The sequence below is a fragment of the Umezawaea sp. Da 62-37 genome, assembly GCF_032460545.1.
Taxonomy (GTDB): Bacteria; Actinomycetota; Actinomycetes; order Mycobacteriales; family Pseudonocardiaceae; genus Umezawaea.
On record NZ_CP135965.1, the window covers coordinates 3,584,915 to 3,603,024 of the forward strand.

15 protein-coding genes and 1 riboswitch are annotated in these 18,110 nt (G+C 69.8%); of the genes, 4 read left to right on the forward strand and 11 right to left on the reverse strand.

The window, feature by feature from the left end:
• Positions 1-268: 268 nt before the first annotated feature.
• The 3 genes from RM788_RS15735 (at position 269) to RM788_RS15745 (ending at position 3,338) form a co-directional block, all read left to right on the forward strand.
• Entirely contained in the window at positions 269-1,525 is a 1,257-nt protein-coding gene (locus tag RM788_RS15735; RefSeq protein WP_315932419.1) for an MFS transporter, read from the forward strand.
• Positions 1,522-2,277 (forward strand): putative hydro-lyase, encoded by a 756-nt coding sequence (locus RM788_RS15740; RefSeq protein ID WP_315932420.1) that lies wholly within the window; start codon positions 1,522-1,524, stop codon positions 2,275-2,277. The genes RM788_RS15735 and RM788_RS15740 overlap by 4 nt, the downstream gene beginning before the upstream one ends.
• A 260-nt stretch (positions 2,278-2,537) precedes the next feature.
• The gene (locus tag RM788_RS15745) at positions 2,538-3,338 is read left to right on the forward strand and encodes a chitosanase (protein WP_399344999.1); all 801 of its coding nucleotides are present in this window, start codon (positions 2,538-2,540) and stop codon (positions 3,336-3,338) included.
• A 280-nt stretch (positions 3,339-3,618) separates the two neighbouring features.
• Here the strand turns inward: RM788_RS15745 and RM788_RS15750 are convergent, their stop codons facing one another.
• The 7 genes from RM788_RS15750 to dnaE form a co-directional block, all read right to left on the reverse strand.
• Positions 3,619-4,218 (reverse strand): DUF2567 domain-containing protein, encoded by a 600-nt coding sequence (locus tag RM788_RS15750; protein WP_315932422.1) that lies wholly within the window; start codon positions 4,216-4,218, stop codon positions 3,619-3,621.
• Between the two features lie 37 nt (positions 4,219-4,255).
• Complete coding sequence (locus RM788_RS15755; protein WP_315932423.1) at positions 4,256-4,453, reverse strand: biotin synthase auxiliary protein BsaP; 198 nt, start codon at positions 4,451-4,453, stop codon at positions 4,256-4,258.
• A complete protein-coding gene (bioB, locus tag RM788_RS15760; protein WP_315932424.1) occupies positions 4,450-5,478 on the reverse strand; it encodes a biotin synthase BioB in 1,029 nt (342 codons plus the stop codon). The genes RM788_RS15755 and bioB overlap by 4 nt, the downstream gene beginning before the upstream one ends.
• 80 nt (positions 5,479-5,558) lie before the next feature.
• Positions 5,559-6,272, reverse strand: a complete 714-nt coding sequence (bioD, locus tag RM788_RS15765; protein ID WP_315932425.1) for a dethiobiotin synthase — start codon at positions 6,270-6,272, stop codon at positions 5,559-5,561.
• A 75-nt stretch (positions 6,273-6,347) separates the two neighbouring features.
• Positions 6,348-7,601, reverse strand: a complete 1,254-nt coding sequence (locus RM788_RS15770; RefSeq protein WP_315932426.1) for an adenosylmethionine--8-amino-7-oxononanoate transaminase — start codon at positions 7,599-7,601, stop codon at positions 6,348-6,350.
• Entirely contained in the window at positions 7,588-8,814 is a 1,227-nt protein-coding gene (locus tag RM788_RS15775; RefSeq protein WP_315932427.1) for a cytochrome P450 family protein, read from the reverse strand. Before RM788_RS15775 ends, RM788_RS15770 begins: the two co-directional genes overlap by 14 nt.
• A gap of 107 nt (positions 8,815-8,921) precedes the next feature.
• Entirely contained in the window at positions 8,922-12,452 is a 3,531-nt protein-coding gene (gene dnaE / locus RM788_RS15780; RefSeq protein ID WP_315932428.1) for a DNA polymerase III subunit alpha, read from the reverse strand.
• A gap of 205 nt (positions 12,453-12,657) precedes the next feature.
• Here dnaE and RM788_RS15785 point away from each other — a divergent pair, with 205 nt between their 5' ends.
• Positions 12,658-13,449 carry an AsnC family protein gene (locus RM788_RS15785; protein ID WP_315932429.1) on the forward strand — a complete coding sequence of 264 codons (792 nt, stop codon included), beginning with the start codon at positions 12,658-12,660 and terminating at the stop codon, positions 13,447-13,449.
• 70 nt (positions 13,450-13,519) lie between these two features.
• On the opposite strand, the gene RM788_RS15790 is transcribed toward RM788_RS15785, so the two are convergent.
• From RM788_RS15790 to RM788_RS15805, 4 genes are all read right to left on the reverse strand, one after another.
• On the reverse strand, positions 13,520-14,449 hold the full coding sequence (locus tag RM788_RS15790; RefSeq protein WP_315932430.1) for an RluA family pseudouridine synthase: 930 nt from the start codon (positions 14,447-14,449) through the stop codon (positions 13,520-13,522).
• On the reverse strand, positions 14,446-15,036 hold the full coding sequence (lspA, locus tag RM788_RS15795) for a signal peptidase II (RefSeq protein WP_399343654.1): 591 nt from the start codon (positions 15,034-15,036) through the stop codon (positions 14,446-14,448). The genes RM788_RS15790 and lspA overlap by 4 nt, the downstream gene beginning before the upstream one ends.
• Positions 15,037-15,059: 23 nt before the next feature.
• Positions 15,060-16,394 (reverse strand): aminotransferase class V-fold PLP-dependent enzyme, encoded by a 1,335-nt coding sequence (locus tag RM788_RS15800; RefSeq protein WP_315932431.1) that lies wholly within the window; start codon positions 16,392-16,394, stop codon positions 15,060-15,062.
• A 36-nt stretch (positions 16,395-16,430) separates the two neighbouring features.
• Positions 16,431-16,544, reverse strand: a riboswitch (SAM riboswitch).
• Positions 16,545-16,592: 48 nt separating this feature from the next.
• Positions 16,593-18,083, reverse strand: a complete 1,491-nt coding sequence (locus RM788_RS15805) for a potassium/proton antiporter (protein WP_399345002.1) — start codon at positions 18,081-18,083, stop codon at positions 16,593-16,595.
• Positions 18,084-18,110: the final 27 nt, after the last annotated feature.

Sequence of the window (18,110 nt, forward strand, 5' to 3'; positions counted from 1 at the left end):
CGGGCCCACCCCTCAAGCCCGACACCCCTCAGGCCCGCCTCCGACCCCCTCTGCGCCGACCTATGCGGCCAACTTCCCGGACCCCCTGAGCCCACTCCCACGCGACCCACCTCCCGAACCCTCCGGGTCCACCCCTTCCAGACCCCTGAATCCACCCCACACACCCCAACCCAAAAACTTCCCCCAATCGCCCCCTTGAAGGATTGTTCAACAATCCCCTACCGTATCCCTCACCGCACAACCCGCTCACCACCCCCACGAGGTGCCCATGAGCACAAAACCCAAGACCCACTCCACCGGCCACCTGGCCTGGTTCCACACCCTCGGCCGCAACGGCAAACGCGCCTTCACCGGCGCCTTCGGCGGCTACGGCCTCGACTCCTACGACTACTGGGTCCTCCCCCTAAGCCTCGTAGCCATCACCTCCTTCTTCGGCATCTCCAAAGGCCAAGCAGGCCTCCTCAACACCGCCACCCTCGTCCTCTCCGCCCTCGGTGGCGCAGCAGCAGGCGTACTCGCCGACCGAGTCGGCCGAGTCAAAACCCTCCTCATCACCGTCATCACCTACGCGGTCTTCACCGTCCTCTGCGGCTTCGCCACCAGCTACGAGATGCTCCTGGTCTTCCGCGGCCTCCAAGGCCTCGGCTTCGGCGGCGAATGGGCAGCAGGCGCGATCCTGGTCGCCGAGTACTCCAAACCCGAGTACCGAGGCCGCGCGGTCGCCTTCATCCAAAGCGCCTGGGCAGTCGGCTGGGGCCTGGCGGTGGTCGTCTACACCGCCGTCTTCTCCTTGGCGGGCCCCGACTTCGCGTGGCGGATCATGTTCTGGACCGGCGCACTCCCCGCCGTCCTCGTCCTCTACATCCGCCGCACGGTCCAAGACGCCCCCGGCACCGTCGAACAACGCCGGAAGAGCCCCGACAAGGGCAATTTCCGAGCCATCTTCACCCACGGCCTGGGCCGCACGACGTTCTTCGCCGCCATGCTCGCGACAGGCGTCCAAGGCGGCTACTACACGCTCGCGACCTGGCTGCCGACGTACCTCAAGACCGAGCGCGGCCTGTCGGTCATCAACACCACCGGCTACTACGCCTTCCTGATCTCCGGCGCGTTCATCGGCTACGTCTGCGGCGGTTTCATCACGGACCGCTTGGGGCGCAAGAAGACCTTCGCCCTCTTCTCCGTCCTGTCCGCCGTCCTGATCGTGCTCTACACGCAGATCCCCGTCGGCGCCAACACCGCCGTGCTCTTCCTCGGCTTCCCGCTGGGCTTCTGCGCTTCCGCGATCTTCAGCGGCTTCGGCTCGTTCCTGGCCGAGCTCTACCCGACGGCCGTCCGCGGCACCGGGCAGGGCTTCACCTACAACTTCGGCCGCGCGGTAGGGGCCCTGTTCCCTGCGGGCGTCGGGTTCATGGCGGAAAGCATGGGCGTGGGTGGCGCGATGGTGTTCGGGGCGGCCGCGTACGGGGTGGCGGTACTGGCGCTGCTCGGCCTGCCGGAGACGTTGGGACGGGAGCTGACGTGACACCCGAGGAGGTCCGGGCCCGCGCGAGCGGGCCCACCGCGGGCCTGGCGACCGGGTTCGCCCAGGCGAACCTGATCGCCGTCCCGGCGGACTGGGCGTACGACGTGCTGCTGTTCACGCAGCGCAACCCGAAACCGTGTCCCGTGCTGGACGTGACGGACGCGGGCGACCCGCGCACGGTCCTGGCGCCGGGCGCGGACCTGCGGACCGACCTGCCGCGCTACCGGGTGTGGCGGGACGGGGTCCTGGCCGACGAGCGGACCGACGTGACGGCGTTCTGGCGCGACGACCTGGTGGCGTTCCTCATCGGGTGCAGCTTCACGTTCGAAGGGGCGCTGGCGAAGGCCGGTGTGCCGCTGCGGCACGTCGAGCAGGGCCGCAACGTGTCGATGTACGCGACGGACCGCGAATGCCGCCCGGCAGGCCGGATGCACGGGCCGATGGTGGTGTCCATGCGCTGGATTCCCGCGGAACTGGTTGAGACGACGGCGCGGATCAGCGGGCTGATGCCCGCGGTGCACGGCGCGCCCGTGCACGCGGGCGACCCGGCCGCGCTCGGCATCGCCGACCTGGCGGCACCGGACTTCGGGGACGCGGTCGACGCCGTCGAGGGCGACGTGCCGGTGTTCTGGGCGTGCGGGGTGACGCCGCAGGCCGCGCTGATGGCGTCGCGGCCGCCGTTCGCGATCACGCACGCGCCCGGCCACATGTTCGTGACCGACGTGCCCGACGACGAGTACCGGATCGGGTAGACCAGCCGGTTCACCCTGGTGAACGCGTTGCGCGACGGGTACTGGGTGGTCCGGGAGCCCGACTCAGACGAATAAGGCAAGAAGGTTGCCTAATTCGGGGTCCCCGGATACGGTGACCGCCATCACCTCGGTCCCTCCCGCGGTGCCTCAGCCGAAAGATGCAGACACCAGCCGCCGCAGCCGTGTGTCCCATCCCCTGTTTCGCGGAGGTTTTCGTGTTGAACTCAGGCAGGCTCCTGCGCCTGGCCGCCGTCACGACGATGTCGGTGGCGCTCGTTTCCACCGGTGCCACAGCGGCACTCGCACGGCCGATGGCGGCTGATGGGGTGCACGCCGGGGTGGGTGCCCTGGCGGTGGATTTGAATGATCCGGTGAAGAAGGACATCGCGATGCAGTTGGTGTCGAGTGCGGAGAACTCGTCGTTGAATTGGCGGGCGCAGTTCGGGTACATCGAGGACATCGATGATGGTCGTGGGTACACCGGGGGGATCATCGGGTTCTGTTCGGGGACACATGACATGCTGGAACTTGTCGAGGCTTACACGACTGTTTCGCCGGGGAACGTGTTGGCGAAGTACTTGCCTGCGTTGAGGAATGTGGACGGGTCGGATTCGCATTCCGGGTTGGATCCGAATTTCACGAAGGACTGGAAGACTGCCGCGAAGGATCAGGCGTTCAAGAACGCGCAGGAGTCGGAGCGGGATCGGGTTTATTTCAACCCGGCCGTTTCGAAGGCGAAGTCCGATGGGGTGCGGACTTTGGGGCAGTTCATCTACTACGACGCGATCGTGATGCATGGTGATGGTAGTGATGGGACCAGTTTTGGGGGGATTCGGAAGCGGGCGTTGACCAAGGCGAAGCCGCCGGCGCAGGGTGGGACCGAGACGGCTTGGTTGAACGCGTTCCTGGATGCCCGGAAGTGGGCGATGCAGCAGGAGGAGGCGCATTCGGACACCAGTCGGGTGGATACGGCGCAGAGGGTGTTCTTGAATGCGGGGAATTTTGATTTGAACACGCCGTTGAAGTGGAAGGTCTACGGGGATAGTTTCCAGATCAGCTAGGCGGGTTGGGTTCAGGGAAAGAGGGAAGCCCGGCCCCCGGCGCGCGATTGTCTCAATGCACTACCCCTGTTTGTCAAGGCGGGAAAGATGCCTTGACAAACAGGGGTAGTGCAGGAGGGCGCTGTGTATCGGGGGCAGGGGGAAGTCTGGCTACGCCAGCATCGGCTGCGCCGACAAGGCCTGGCTTTGGGTTTGGCAGCCGGGCTCGCTGAACGGCATCCTGGCTTCGCTTCGGACACTGCATCGGCTGGCCGACCAGGCGGTGGCCGTGGCTCTGCGCTCAGCCTAGGCGGCGGCCCAGGTCGTCGAGGCCGTTCCAGGCTGCTAGGCAGCCGTAGGCGAGGGCGGTGGCGAGGGGCCAGGCGACTGCGCCCCATGCTGTTTCGAGCACGGGGGCGGTCATGACCATGTCGCCGATGTTGAGGGTGCCGGTGGTGGCGTAGTGGCCTGCGGCCATGCCGATGCCGGTCTTCTGGCCGAGGTAGGCGGCTAGCGCGGAGCCTGCGACGGCGGCGAGCATGATGACCGGGCCGCGGCGTTCGCGGAGCATCCAGGTGGCGATGCCGGTGAGCAGGCCTGCGGCCAGGCCCATGACCACGAAGATCATGAGGTCGTCTAGGCGGTGGTAGCTCTCGCCGCCGACCGGGATGAGTTCGGCGCCGTCCTGGACGACCTTGTTCTGGCCTGGGGCCAACAGGGACCAGAGCCAGCCCATGGGGATGGCCAGTGCGGACAGTGCGCCGAGAAGGCATACGGCGGGGAGGAGGTCGCGTTTGACGACGACCTTGGGCCGTGGTGGCCGGTAGTCGTACACCCACTGGGGCAGGACGGGCGGGACGTGGGCTTCGACGGCCCTGTCCTCCACCGGTTGTTCCGCCACCCGCGACCTCCTCGTTGCCTGGACTCCGGCCGCGAGATTACCTCGCCGAGGTGATCTCGCCGTGACGGCTGCACTTCGCCGACCACCCGGCGGGGGTCACCTGGACGACCATGCGCCGCGCGCACTCGGCGCAGTACCGCGGGGGGTCGATCACGGTGAGCCTGCGCGCGCAGGCCTCGTGGTCGCCCTCCGCGGACTTCCCGCAGTACGAGCAGTAGGCCACCTCGACGGTCACAGCGTCTGGCTGAGCGCCTTGATGGGCATGCTCAGCTCGTCCAGCATCTCCAGGTCCTGCACGGCCGGGCGGCCCAGGTTGGTCAGGTAGTTGCCGACGATGATCGCGTTGATGCCGCCGAGCATGCCCTGCTTGGCGCCGAGGTCGCCGAAGGTCAGCTCGCGGCCGCCTGCGAAGCGCAGGATCGTGCGGGGCAGGGCAAGTCGGAACGCGGCCACGGCGCGCAGGGCGTCGGGGCCCTCCACGACCGGGTAGTTCTCGTACGGCGTGCCGGGGTTGGGGATGAGGAAGTTCAGCGGGACCTCGTCGGGCTCCAGCGACGCCAGTTGGACGGCGAACTCGGCGCGCTGGGCGAGCGACTCGCCCATGCCGATGATGCCGCCGCAGCAGACCTCCATGCCCGCGTCGCGGATCATCCGCAGGGTGTCCCAGCGCTCTTCCCACGAGTGCGTGGTGACCACGTTCGGGAAGTGCGACTTCGCCGTCTCGAGGTTGTGGTTGTAGCGGTGCACGCCCATCGCCACCAACTCGTCGACCTGCTCCTGGGTCAACATGCCGAGCGAGCAGGCGATCTGGATGTCGTTGCCGTCGTCGCGGATGGCCTTGATGCCCTCGCGGACCTGGGAGAGCAGCCGCTTGTCCGGGCCGCGCACCGCCGCGACGATGCAGAACTCGGTCGCGCCGGTGTCGGCGGTCTGGCGGGCCGCCTTGACGAGGCCGGGGATGTCGAGCCACGCGGAGCGGACCGGCGAGGGGAACTGGCCGGACTGCGAGCAGAAGTGGCAGTCCTCGGGGCAGCCGCCGGTCTTGAGGGACACGATGCCCTCGACCTCGACCTCGGGGCCGCACCAGCGCATCCGCACGTCGTGCGCGAGCGCCAGCAGGTCCTCGATGCGGTCGTCGGGGAGTTCGAGGACTTCCAGCACCTGGGCCTCGGTCAGTCCCACACCGCGTTCGAGGACCTGCTCGCGGGCCACGTCCACGACATCGGTGCTGCGGTCGACCTGCTCGGGTGCTGCGGTCACGACTTCTCCTTCGGCAGACGGGTGGCTCGGGCAAGTGTGCCGCACCGGACGGGCCGGATCGGCGCGACGAACGTCACTCGTCAAACGTAGTGCGAGGCGAACGAGTCCGGGTCGAAGGTGCCCCCGAACCACGGTGAGAGCGCCCCTCTGGCCACGTCCGCGAAATCGGCGGGCGGCAGCCGGGTCACCCCGTTGGGCAGCACGCCGAGCAGCGGCCCGCCCGCCGCCTCGGGGAGGTCGGTGAGGTTGGTCCTGGCCGCGAGGTCGGGCGCGCCGGGCCAGCGGCCGACGATCACGCCGAGGGACTCCAGGCCGCGACGCAGCAACGCCTCGGCGGTCAGCGCGGTGGCGTTGAGCGTGCCGAGCCCCGCCTCCGCGACGACCAGCACGGGGGCGTTGAGCGCCCACGCCGCGTCGGCGATGGTGGTGCCCTTCTCGTCGAACCGCACCAGCAGCCCGCCCGCGCCCTCGACCAGCACGAGGTCGTGCGTCGCGCTCAGCTCGGTCACGGCCGCGGCGATGTCCGCCGGGGACACCGTCGCGGCGCCGCAGCGGCGCGCGGCCGTGGCGGGGGCCAACGGGTCGGGGTAGCGGGCCAGTTCACGGGTGGTGACGGGGCCCGCGAGGCGGACCACCTCGTCGAGGTCGCCGTGCTCGCCGGGCAGCAGGCCGGTCTGCGCGGGTTTGAGCACCGCGACCCGTCTGCCGTCGGCGATCGCGACCGCGGCCAGCGCGGCCGTCACGGCCGTCTTGCCGACCTCGGTACCCGTACCGGTGATCACGAGGACGCTCACGGAAAAACACCCTACGGCGACACGGAGCGTGAGACAGGTCGACCGGTGTCACCTTTTCGGGACAGAACCGGATCGTTACCCGGCGGTAGCGGCTGCCACGACCGCGGCGCTGATGGCGGCGACGTCGTCGTCCGTGCAGACGAACGGCGGCATCGTGTAGACGAGGTCGCGGAACGGCCGCAGCCAGACGCCGTGCTCCACGGCGGCGGCCGTGGCGGCGGCCATGTCGACCTCGTGGTCGAGCTGCACGACCCCGATGGCGCCGAGCACCCGCACGTCGCCGGGCGCGTCCGCGAGCCCGGCCGTCAGCCCCGCCTCGATCCGCCGCACCTCGCCCTTCCAGTCCTGGGACAGCAGCAGGTCGATCGACGCGGAAGCCACGGCGGCGGCCAGCGGGTTGCCCATGAACGTCGGCCCGTGGGCCAGGATCGGCACGTCCCCCCTGCTGATGCCGTCCGCGACCCGCTCGGTGCACAGCGCCGCGGCCATCGTCAGGTACCCGCCGGTCATCGCCTTGCCGACGCACATCACGTCCGGGCTGACGTTGGCGTGGTCGGCGGCGAACAGCTCGCCGGTGCGGCCGAACCCGGTCGCGATCTCGTCGAACACCAGCAGGACGTCGTGCGCCAGCGTGAGTTCGCGCAGCACGTGCAGGTAGCGCGGGTCGTGGAAGCGCATGCCGCCCGCGCCCTGCACGACCGGTTCGACGATGACCGCGGCCAGTTCGTCGGCGTGCTGCTCGATCAGGTCCGCGAGGTGCTGCACGTACGCGGTGTCCATCCCGGCGGGCGGCGCGTCGGCGAACACCTGCTCGGGCAGGACGCCCTGCCACAGCGAGTGCATCCCGCCATCCGGGTCGCACACGGACATCGGCTGGAACGTGTCCCCGTGGTAGCCGCCGCGCCAGGTGAGCAGCCGCCGCTTCTCCGGCCTGCCCTGCGAACGCCAGTACTGCAGGCACATCTTCACGGCGACCTCGACCGACACCGAGCCGGAGTCGGCGAGGAACACGTGCTGGAGCGGCTCCGGGGTGATGTCCACCAGCTTCGCCGCCAGGCGCACGGCGGGCTCGTGGGTGAGGCCGCCGAACATCACGTGGCTCATCCGGTCCAGCTGCCCGCGCACCGCGTCGTCCAGGACGGGGTGCCGGTAGCCGTGGATGGCCGCCCACCAGGACGACATGCCGTCGACCAGCTCGCGGCCGTCGTCCAGCCGGAGCCGGACACCCCGCGCGGACTCCACGACGAGCGGCGCGCGGGTGCCCGGCATGGGCCCGTACGGGTGCCAGACGTGCGCCCGGTCCAGTTTCAGCAGCTCATCGTGGTCCACGGTCCGAAAGGCTAACCGGGAACTTCTCCAGGCCGTGCAGCAGCGTGCTTTCCCGCCAGCGGAGGGTTTCCGGCTCGCCCGCCAGCTCGATGTCGAACCGGTCGAGCAGCGAACCGACGGCGATCGCGCCCTCGAGCCGCGCCAGCGGGGCTCCCAGGCAGAAGTGGACGCCGTGGCCGAACGCGACGTGCCCGCCGGTGGGCCGGGTGATGTCCATCCGGTCCGGCTCCGGGAACTTCTCCGGGTCGCGGTTCGCGCCCAGCAGCGACACCAGGACGATCTCGCCCGCCGGGATCGTCACGCCGCCCAGCTCGACCTCCTCCAGGGAGTACCGGAAGGTCGCCAGGTTGATCGGGCCGTCCAGGCGCAGGAACTCCTCCACCGCGCCGGGCAGCAGCGACCGATCGGCGCGCAGCGCGGCCAACTGGTCGGGGTTGCGCAGCAGGGCGAGGACGCCGTTGCCGATCAGGTTGACGGTGGTCTCGTGGCCCGCCACCAGGAGCAAGAAGGCCATCGAGATCAGTTCGGTCTCGTCCAGCCGGTCGTCGTCGTCGTTGGCGTGGACCAGGGCCGAGAAGATGTCGTCACCGGGGTTGGCGCGCTTGCTCTCGACCAGCGCCGCGAGGAAGGCGTACATGGCCGCGGCCGCCGCGTCGGCCTCCTCCGGCGCCGAGTCGGTGAGCAGCGTGCCCGACCAGGTCCGGAACTCGTCGCGCTGGTCCAGCGGCACGTCGAGCAGCTCGCAGATCACCGTGATGGGCAGCGGGAACGCGAGCGCGTCGAGCAGGTCCACCTCGGACTTGCCCTCCATCTCGTCCAGGAGCTGGTCGGTGATCTCCTGGACGCGCGGCCGCAACGCCTCCATCCGCCGCGCGGTGAACGCCTTGTTGACCAGTTTGCGCAGCCTGTTGTGCGCGGGCGGGTCGGTGTTGAGCATGTGGCTCGCGAACGACTGCTCGAACTCGCGGTGCGCGGCGTCCGGCTGGAGGTGCCTGGCGAAGATGTCGCCGCTGTTGCTGAAATCCTTGCTGAACCTGTTGTCGGACAACGCGATCCGCGCTTCGTCGTACCGCGTCACCACCCACACCTTGAGTCCCCGCGGCAACACCAGTTCCGACACCGGCCCCACCTCGCGCAGCCGTTCGTGCACCGCGTGCGGCTCTTGCAGGTACTCCGACGCGAGTCGCTCCAACCCTGCCTCGGTCGTCTGCATGACACCCCTCCAGTGTTGAGTTAACTGTGTTAACTGAACGCTGGAGGGGCCCGAAGAATCACACCTTCATGGTCATGTCACTCGAATGGAGCAGCCAAAACGGACGGTTAGCCCAAACAGCCGGGGCCGAGCAGTGCTTTCAGATCACCCATGAGGGACGGGGTCGGCGTGACCCGCAGGGCGTCGTCGAGCTTCAGGATGGTGCTGCGGCTGCCGTTGACGAGGTTGAGGTGCACCTCGGTCGTGCCGGGGTGCCCGACCAGCACCTCCTTCAACGAGGTCACCAGCGTCTTGTTGCACTTGGCCGCGAACACCTTGAGCCGCATGGCCTGGTTGCCGATCTCGCTCAGGTCCGGCACCACCAGGTCGTTGGCGATCAGCGAGATGCGGTCGTCGCGCTTGGCCACGCGGGCCTTGCACAGCACGATCGCGTCCTCGATCACCGACATCCCGTGCACGACGTAGCTCTTGGGGAAGAACAGCACCTCGATGCCACCGGCCAGGTCCTCCAGCTGCGCGGAGGCCCACGGCTCGCCGTTCTTGTTCACCCGCCTGGTCACCGACGCGAGGATGCCGCCCAGCGTGACCTGCGTGCCGTCCGGCACGTCGCCTTCCAGGATGCGCGCGATGGAGGTGTCCGAATAGGACTCCAGCACGTGCTCGACGCCCTTGAGCGGGTGCCCGGAGACGTACAGGCCGAGCATTTCCCGCTCCAGCGCCAACTGGTGCTTGGACTCCCAGTGCTCGTCCGGGATCTTCACGTCGAAGGCGCCCGTCGACTCACCGGTGCTGTCACCGGCGCCGAACAGGTCGAACTGGCCGATGGCCTCGGCCTTCTTCGTGTCCATGATCGCGTCGACGGCCTCGACGTGGATCATGTGCAGGCCCTTGCGCGGGTGGCCGAGCGAGTCGTACGCGCCCGCCTTCACCAGCGACTCCACGACCTTCTTGTTGCAGGCCGTCGCGTCCACCTTGCGCAGGTAGTCGGAGAAGTCGGCGAACTTCCCCTTCTCCTTGCGGGACTTGATGATCGAGTCGACCACGTTCGCGCCGACGTTGCGGATCGCGCCCAGGCCGAAGCGGATGTCCTGCCCGATGGCGGCGAACTCGCGCTCGGACTCGTTGACGTCGGGGGGCAGCACGGTGATGCCCATCCGGCGGCATTCCGCGAGGTAGATCGCGGACTTGTCCTTGTTGTCGGAGTTCGTGGTGAGCAGCGCGGCCATGAACTCGGCCGGGTAGTTCGCCTTGAGGAACGCCGTCCAGTAGGAGATCAGCCCGTACGCGGCGGAGTGCGCCTTGTTGAACGCGTAGTCGGCGAACGGGACGAGGATGTCCCACAGCGTCTTGATCGCGTCCGGCGGGAAGCCGTTGTTCTTCATGCCCGCCGCGAAACCCTCGTACTCCTTGTCGAGGATCTCCTTCTTCTTCTTGCCCATCGCGCGGCGCAGCAGGTCGGCCTGGCCCAGCGTGTACCCGGCGAGCTGCTGGGCGATCGCCATGACCTGCTCCTGGTACACGATCAGGCCGTAGGTCTTGCCGAGGATCTCCTCCAGCGCGTCGGCCAGCGCCGGGTGGATCGGCGTGATGTCCTGCTGCTTGTTCTTGCGCAGCGCGTAGTTCGTGTGCGAGTTCGCGCCCATCGGACCCGGCCGGTAGAGCGCGCCGACCGCCGAGATGTCCTCGAAGTTGTCGGGTCGCATCAGCCGCAGCAGGTCGCGCATGGGCCCGCCGTCCAGCTGGAACACGCCCAGCGTCTCGCCCTTGGACAGCAGCGCGTAGGTCTTCTTGTCGGTCAGCTCCAACGAGTCCAGGTCGACCGGCGGCTTGCCGTTCAACTCGATGTTGCGCATCGTGTCGTCGATCGTGGTCAGGTTGGACAGACCGAGGAAGTCCATCTTCAGCAGGCCGAGCGTCTCGCAGGTCGGGTAGTCGAACTGCGTGATGATCGAGCCGTCCTGCGGGCGCATCCACACCGGCACGTGGTCGATCAGCGGCTCCGCGGACATGATCACCGCGCAGGCGTGGACGCCCGCGTTGCGGATCAGGCCCTCCAGGCCGCGACCGGTGTCGATGATCTCCTTGACCTGCGGGTCCGTGTCGTAGAGCGCGCGGACCTCGGAGGCCTCGGTGTACCGCTTGTGCTGCGGGTCGAACACGCCGGACAGCGGGATGTCCTTGCCCATCACGGCGGGCGGCATGGCCTTGGAGATCCGGTCCGCGACGGCGTAGCCGGGCTGGCCGTAGAGCACGCGCGCGGAGTCCTTGATCGCGGCCTTCGCCTTGATCGTGCCGAACGTGATGACCTGGGCGACCTTGTCGGAGCCCCACTTCTCCGTCACGTACCGGATGACGTCGCCGCGACGGCGCTCGTCGAAGTCGATGTCGATGTCGGGCGGGCTGACGCGGTCGGGGTTCAGGAACCGCTCGAAGATCAGGCCGTGCGCCAGCGGGTCGAGGTCGGTGATGCCCATCGCGTACGCGATCAGCGCGCCCGCCGCGGAACCACGGCCGGGACCGACCCGGATCCCGTTCTCCTTCGCCCAGTTGATGAAGTCGGCGACCACCAGGAAGTAGGCCGGGAAGCCCATCTGGAGGATGACGCCGATCTCGAACTCGACCTGCCTGGTGTGCTCGTCGTCGACACCGCCGGGGAAGCGGCGCTTCATGCCCGCCCAGACCTCTTCGCGGAAGAAGTCGTTCTCGGTCTTGCCCTCGGGCACCGGGAACCGCGGCATCAGGTTCTGGAACGCGAACATGCCCGCCGTGTCGACCTTCTCGGCGATGAGCAGCGTGTTGCGGCAGCCCTCCTGCCACGCGTCCGACGAGTCGACCGCCCGCATCTCGTCGGGCGACTTCAGGTAGTAGCCGGTCCCGTCGAACTTGAACCGCGACGGGTCCTGGAGCGTCTTGCCGGTCTGCACGCACAGGAGGGCCTCGTGCGCCTCCTTGTCCTCCTTGTACGTGTAGTGCGAGTCGTTCGTCACCACGAACGGGATCTTCAGCTTGTCCGCGATCACCAGCAGGCCGTCGCGGACCCGGCTCTCGATCTCGATGCCGTGGTCCATCAGCTCGACGAAGAAGTTGTCGGCGCCGTAGATGTCCCGCCACTTGGCGGCCGCCTCCAGCGCGAGCTGGTCGTGCCCCAGCCTCAACCGCGTCTGCACCTCGCCCGACGGGCACCCGGTCGTGGCCATCAGCCCGTTGGCGTGCTCGGCCAGCAGCTCGGAGTCCATCCGCGGCCACTTGCCCAGCTGGCCCTCGGTCGACGCCTTGCTCGACACCTTCATCAGGTTGTGCAGGCCGTCGTTGTTGCGCGCCCAGATCGTCTGGTGCGTGTACGCGCCGCTACCCGACACGTCGTCGGACTTCTGCCCGCGCTCACCCCACAGCACGCGCTTCTTGTTGAACCGCGACTCCGGTGCGACGTACGCCTCGATGCCGATGACCGGCTTGACGCCCGCCGCCGTGGCCTGCCGGTAGAAGTCGTACGCGCCGTACATGTTCCCGTGGTCGGTGATCGCCGCCGCGGGCATGCCAAGGCGCTCGCACTCGGCGAACATGTCCTTGAGCTTCGCCGCACCGTCGAGCATCGAGTACTCGGTGTGCACGTGGAGGTGCACAAACGAGTCCGACACCGTGCCTCCTTGAGGGTCGAAGACCGGGGGGTCCAACACGCGCCCGGAGGTCTTCGACCCTATCTCGCCGGGCCCCGCTCTCCCACCCGCCCCGCCGCCCCGCTTCCCCGGATCCGGCGGGGTGGCGCCGCCCCGGTGATCGCCCAGGCCAGGTAGCGTTCGAGACGTGGTATCGCCTGATCCAGTTGACGCCCGCCTCCTCGCCATGATCGCGGAGATGGGCCGTGCCGCCGTGCACGAGGTCGCCGCACGACTGGGCATGGACCCGCGTGAGGCGGCTGCGAGGCTGATCACGTTGTCGGGCAGCGGGCTGCCGTTGCTGGTCGGGGTGGAGTGCGACCCCAACGGCATCCGGAAGGCGCTGGCGAACAGCGTGGCGTGGGGCAGCTACGCCGGACCGCCGCCCAGCGCCCAGCGCCAGTACCCGCCGCAGTACCAGCAGGCGCCGCCGAGCGTCCCGTTCCCGGCGCAGGCCGCCGCCCCGCCGCAGCAGACCTGGGGTCCGCCGCAGACGTCGAACTGGGCGCGGGGCGACCAGCAGCCGATGTTCGGCGGCAGCAAGGGCGCCACGGGCCAGCGCACGGGCAAGATCGGGACCTCGTTGGAGACCGAGGGCATCGAGGGCGCGACGTTCTCGATCCAGCTGGTCGAGGTGGTCGACCCGGCCGACTTCCTGTTCACCGCGGCCGGCTACAAGCTCGCGGAGGGCGAGCGGGCGGTGGTCGTGCACACGGAGCTGACGAACACGGGCCCGATCCCGTTCAACTCGCTGCCGGACATGTACCTCGTGCTCATGGCGCGCACCGGCGAACCGGTGGCGAAGGCCCCCGTTTCACTGTCGTCCCGGCCGCCGCACAAGATCGGCGTGCAGCCGGGCGAGACCGCGGGCGGGCACACCGTCTACGTGCTGCCCGAGGACACGTCGATCACCGCCGTGCGCTGGAGCGCCCGGCCGGAGATCGACCTGAACACCCTGGTCTGGACGATCGACGACTGACGGTGTCCGAGTGACGAACTCGGGGTGCCTGGAGGTTCGACACGGGGTGTCTGGGGGTTCGACTCGCGGTTCAGTCTTCGGTGCGGAGTTGTTCGAGGGCGTTGGCGAGGTCGGCGGGGTATTCGCTGGTGAAGGAGACCCACTGGTTGTCGGCGGGGTGGTGGAAGCCCAGGGTGCGGGCGTGCAGCCACTGCCGGGTGATGTTCAGGCGCTTGGCCAGCGTCGGGTCCGCCCCGTAGGTCAGGTCGCCGACGCACGGGTGGTGCAGCGCCGAGAAGTGCACGCGGATCTGGTGGGTGCGCCCGGTCTCCAGGTGCACGTCCAGCAGCGAGGCCGCCCGGAACGCCTCGACGACCTCGTAGTGCGTGATGCTGGGCCGCCCGTTCGCCATCACGGCGAACTTGTAGTCGTGCTTCGGGTGCCGGTCGATGGGGGCGTCGATGGTGCCCTTGATCGGGTCCGGGTGCCCCTGCACCAGCGCGTGGTAGAGCTTGTCGACGGTCCGTTCCTTGAACGCGTGCTTCAACGCCGAGTAGGCGTGCTCGCTCTTGGCCACCACCATCACGCCGGTGGTGCCGACGTCGAGCCGGTGCACGACGCCCTGCCGCTCGGCCGCGCCGGACGTGGCGACCCGGATCCCGGCGCCCGCGAGCCCGCCGACCACGGTGGGCCCGGTCCAGCCGGGGCTGGGGTGCGCGGCGACGCCGACCGGCTTGTCCACCACGATGATGTCGTCGTCCTGGTGCAGCACGACGAGGCCCTCGACGTGCACGGCCTGGATCTGCACGGGCTGCGGCGGCTCGGGCAGGGTGACCTCCAGGGTCATCCCCGCCACGAGCCGGTCGGACTTCCCGGCGGGCTGGCCGTCGAGCACCACGTCACCGGACTCGGTCAGCGCGGCCACCGCGGTCCGCGAGAGACCCAGCAGCTTCGCCAGCCCGGCGTCGACGCGCATCCCGTCGAGGCCATCCGGCACGGGCAGGGTGCGATACCCGCTCATTTCTTTTCCTTCTTCACGGCACGGGTGCCGTCGTAGTCGCGCTGCAACAACGCCATCAGCACGATGAGCGCGCCGCCGACGCAGATGGCGGAGTCAGCGAGGTTGAACACGGGCCAGACCCGGCCGTAGGGGTCGAACAGCGAGAGGAAGTCCACGACGTGCCCGCGCAACGGCCCCGGCGCCCGGAAGATCCGGTCGCCCAGGTTGCCCATCGCGCCGCCCAGCACGAGTCCCAGCCCGATGGCCCACCCCACCGACCGCAGCTTGCGCGCGATCCAGATGATGAAGACGACCACTCCGAGGGCGATCAGCGCGAGCACGGCGGTCGCGCCCTCGGCCAGGCCGAAGGCGGCGCCGGGGTTGCGGATCAGCGGGAGGTACAGCGCGCCGCCGAGCAGCTCGACGGGCTCGCGCCCCTCCAGCTCGGCGACGGCGACGATCTTGCTGAACACGTCGGCCGCGAGCACCAGCACGGCCACCACGGCCAGCAGTGCCACCCGCCTGGGCGGGGGCGTCGCCGGGACCTCCGGCGCGGAGGGCTCTGACGCCTCCGGCACGGGGGGCTCGGTGTCGTGCTCGGTGCTCACCCCACCATTGTCCCAGTACCTGCTCAGGACAGGAACGGCGGGAGCGGCCGCTCGTCGTTTTCCGGCACCCAGCGGCCGTCCTGCTGGACGTAGCTCCACTTCGGCCCCTCGGACACCAGCGTGCGCAGCGCCGCGACCAGCCGGTCGACGTGGTCGACCGTGCTGCCCAGGCCGAGGCTCGCCCGCAGCGCGCGCTCCTCGTGCGCGCCGACCTCGCCGAGCAGCCGGGTCACCGCGATGTGCGCGCAGAACGCCCCGTCGCGCACGCCGATCCCGTACTCCGCCGACAGCGCGGCCGCGAGGTAGCCGGCGTCGTGGCCGCCGACGGTGAAGCTGACCACGCCGACCCGCTCGTGGTCGGCGCCGAACAGGCTCAGCTCGCGCAGGCCGGGGATCGTCGCGAGGCCCTCGCGCAGGCGCTCCAGCAGCACCCGCTCGTGCTCGGCGGTCTGCTCCCAGTGCCGTCCCAGCACGTCGCAGGCCACCGCGAGCGCGTGCACGCCGACGACGTTGGGCGAACCCGCCTCGTGCCGCTCGGGCACCGCCGACCACGCCACGCCCAGCCGGTCGCCGTGGTCGCTGACCTTCTTCGTGGCCCCGCCGCCGACGAGGTACGGCTCGGCGGCCTGCAACCAGTCCGACCGGCCGACGAGGACGCCCGCGCCGAAGGGCGCGTAGATCTTGTGCCCGGAGAACACCGCGTAGTCCACGTCCACCGCCCGCACGTCCACCGGCCGGTGCGGGGCGAGCTGCGCCGCGTCCAGCGCGATCCGCGCCCCGTGCCTGCGCGCCACCTGCGCCAACTCGGCCACGGGCCACAGCTCGCCGGTCACGTTCGACGCGCCGGTCACCACGACCAGCCGAGGACCCACCGGGCTGGCGGCCAGCTCGCGGTCGAGCACGGCCACCGCGGCGGCGGCCGTGGACGGCGTGGGGATCCGGCGCACGTTCGGGCCGCGCCAGGGCAGCAGCGCCGCGTGGTGCTCGGCGTCGAACAGCAGGACGGCCGTGTGCCGGGGCACGCTGCGGGCCAGCAGGTTCAAGGCGTCCGTGGTGTTGCGGGTGAAGACGACGGCCTCGTTCGCGCGGGCGTTCACGAACCGCCGCACGGAGTCGCGGGCCTGCTCGTACACCCGCGTGGACACCTGGGAGGCGAACCCGGCGCCGCGGTGCACGCTGGCGTACCAGGGCAGCAGCTCATCCACGGCGTCGCGGACCTGCTCCAGGCAGGGCGCGCTGGCGGCGTGGTCGAGGTTGGCGTACTCCACCCGTTCCCCGGTCACCAGCGGCACGCGCAGCGAGGCGCCGACGACACCGGGAACGGCGGGGGTGGTGCCGCGGGGGATGGCGATCGTCATGGCAGGGCCCTTCGGGTCCGAGGGACCCGCACACGGGGCCCGCGCTTGCCCGAACGCGGTGGCGCCGGGCCAGGTCCTCACCGTGGGCACCCCACCGCGGAGGAGGGTTGCCGGCCAGCTAGCACGGGCTTCGCGCTGGCGCTCATGACCTTTCGTCCACGACGTTAGCGGACGCCGCCGACCACCGTCGAGCCCCGCTCAGATGCTGGGAAACGCGGGTTTCCCGCCGTCCTCGCCCTTCCACCGGGCGTAGCGGCCCGCCTTGTCGATCGACCGCAGGCGCTTCTCGGCCGCGTCGCGGGCCTCCTCGGTCGACACCACGAGCAGCTGGTCGTCCACCTGGAGCCGGGTCGTCGGCTGCGGCGTGAACCCCTTGTTCGACCGCACGACGAGGCTCACCGTCGCCCCCGGCGGCAGCCGCAGCTCCGACAGGTACACGCCGTGCAGCTTCGAGCCCTGCTGGATGCGCACCTGAAGCAGTTCGGCGCCCAGCTCGTCCAGCGGCGCCGAGTCCACCTGCACCTCGTGCGCCTCGCCCGTCTGCACCAGGCCGAGCAGCTTCGCCAACGCGGGCAGCGTGCTGCCCTGCAACAGCGTCAGCACCACGACCAGCACGAACACCGCGTCGACCAGGTCCTGCGCGCCGGGCACCCCCTGGATGACCGGGATCAGCGCGAACACGATGGGCACCGCGCCGCGCAGCCCGGACCAGGCGACGAACACCTGTTCCCGCCACGGCACCTTGAACGGGATCGCCGACAGCGCCACCGACAGCGGTCTGGCCAGCAGCACCAGCACGGCGCCCGCGACCAGGGCGGGGACCAGCGCGTTCAGCACGCTGGAGGGCGAGGCGAACAGGCCGAGCAGCACGAACAGGCCGATCTGGGCCAGCCAGCCGAGGCCTTCGGCGAACGACAGCGTGTCCGAGCGGTGGGGCAGCCGCGAGTTCCCGAGCACCAGCGCGGCCGTGTAGACGGCGAGGAACCCGGAGGCGTGCGCGAGGTCGCCCGCCGTGTAGGCGAACACGCAGACCGCCACCGTCGCCAACGGGTACAGACCGGTCGCGGGCAGCGCGGCCCTGCGCAGCGCGGCGGCGCCGAGCCAGCCGAGCGCGATCCCGATCAGGCCGCCCACCAGCAGTTCGTAGACCAGCAGCAGCGGGGCGGTCCAGGTGATCGGGTCGGGTGACGCGAGCAGCAGGACGGCGATGTACACCGGCGCGTCGTTGATGCCGGACTCCAGCTCCAGCGCCCCGGTGAGCCGTTTGCTCACCCCCACCGCCCGCAGCACGCTGAACACCGCGGCCGCGTCCGTGGACGACAGCACCGCGCCCCACAGCAGCGCCATCCGCCAGTCCAGGCCCAGCAGGTAGTGCAACGCCGCCCCGGTGACCCCGACGCTGACGAACACCCCCACCGTGGACAGTGCGATCCCCAGGCCCAGCGCGGGTTTCACCGCGGTCCAGCGCGTGGTGAGGCCACCTTCGGCGAGGATCAGCACCAGGGCGACCGTGCCGAGCGAGCGGGTCAGGTCGGCGTCGTCGAACTGGATGCCCAGCACGCTCTCGCCGAGCACGACTCCGATGCCGAGGTAGAGCAGCAGCGAGGGCAGTCCGACCTTGGTCGACACCCGAACGGCGATGACCGAGACGAGCAGCACCGCCGCGCCGAGGCCGAGGATGGCCGTGATTCCCAACTGCGACCTCCTGGATGGCGC

Bases quoted from the DNA above. Each gene is read 5' to 3' on its own strand.
- RM788_RS15735 (WP_315932419.1), top strand. From the start codon at position 269: ATGAGCACAAAACCCAAGACCCACTCCACCGGCCACCTGGCCTGGTTC.
- RM788_RS15745 (WP_399344999.1), top strand. From the start codon at position 2,538: ATGTCGGTGGCGCTCGTTTCCACCGGTGCCACAGCGGCACTCGCACGG.
- RM788_RS15775 (WP_315932427.1), bottom strand. From the start codon at position 8,814: ATGCAGACGACCGAGGCAGGGTTGGAGCGACTCGCGTCGGAGTACCTG.
- RM788_RS15785 (WP_315932429.1), top strand. From the start codon at position 12,658: ATGATCGCGGAGATGGGCCGTGCCGCCGTGCACGAGGTCGCCGCACGA.
- RM788_RS15790 (WP_315932430.1), bottom strand. From the start codon at position 14,449: ATGAGCGGGTATCGCACCCTGCCCGTGCCGGATGGCCTCGACGGGATG.
- RM788_RS15800 (WP_315932431.1), bottom strand. From the start codon at position 16,394: ATGACGATCGCCATCCCCCGCGGCACCACCCCCGCCGTTCCCGGTGTC.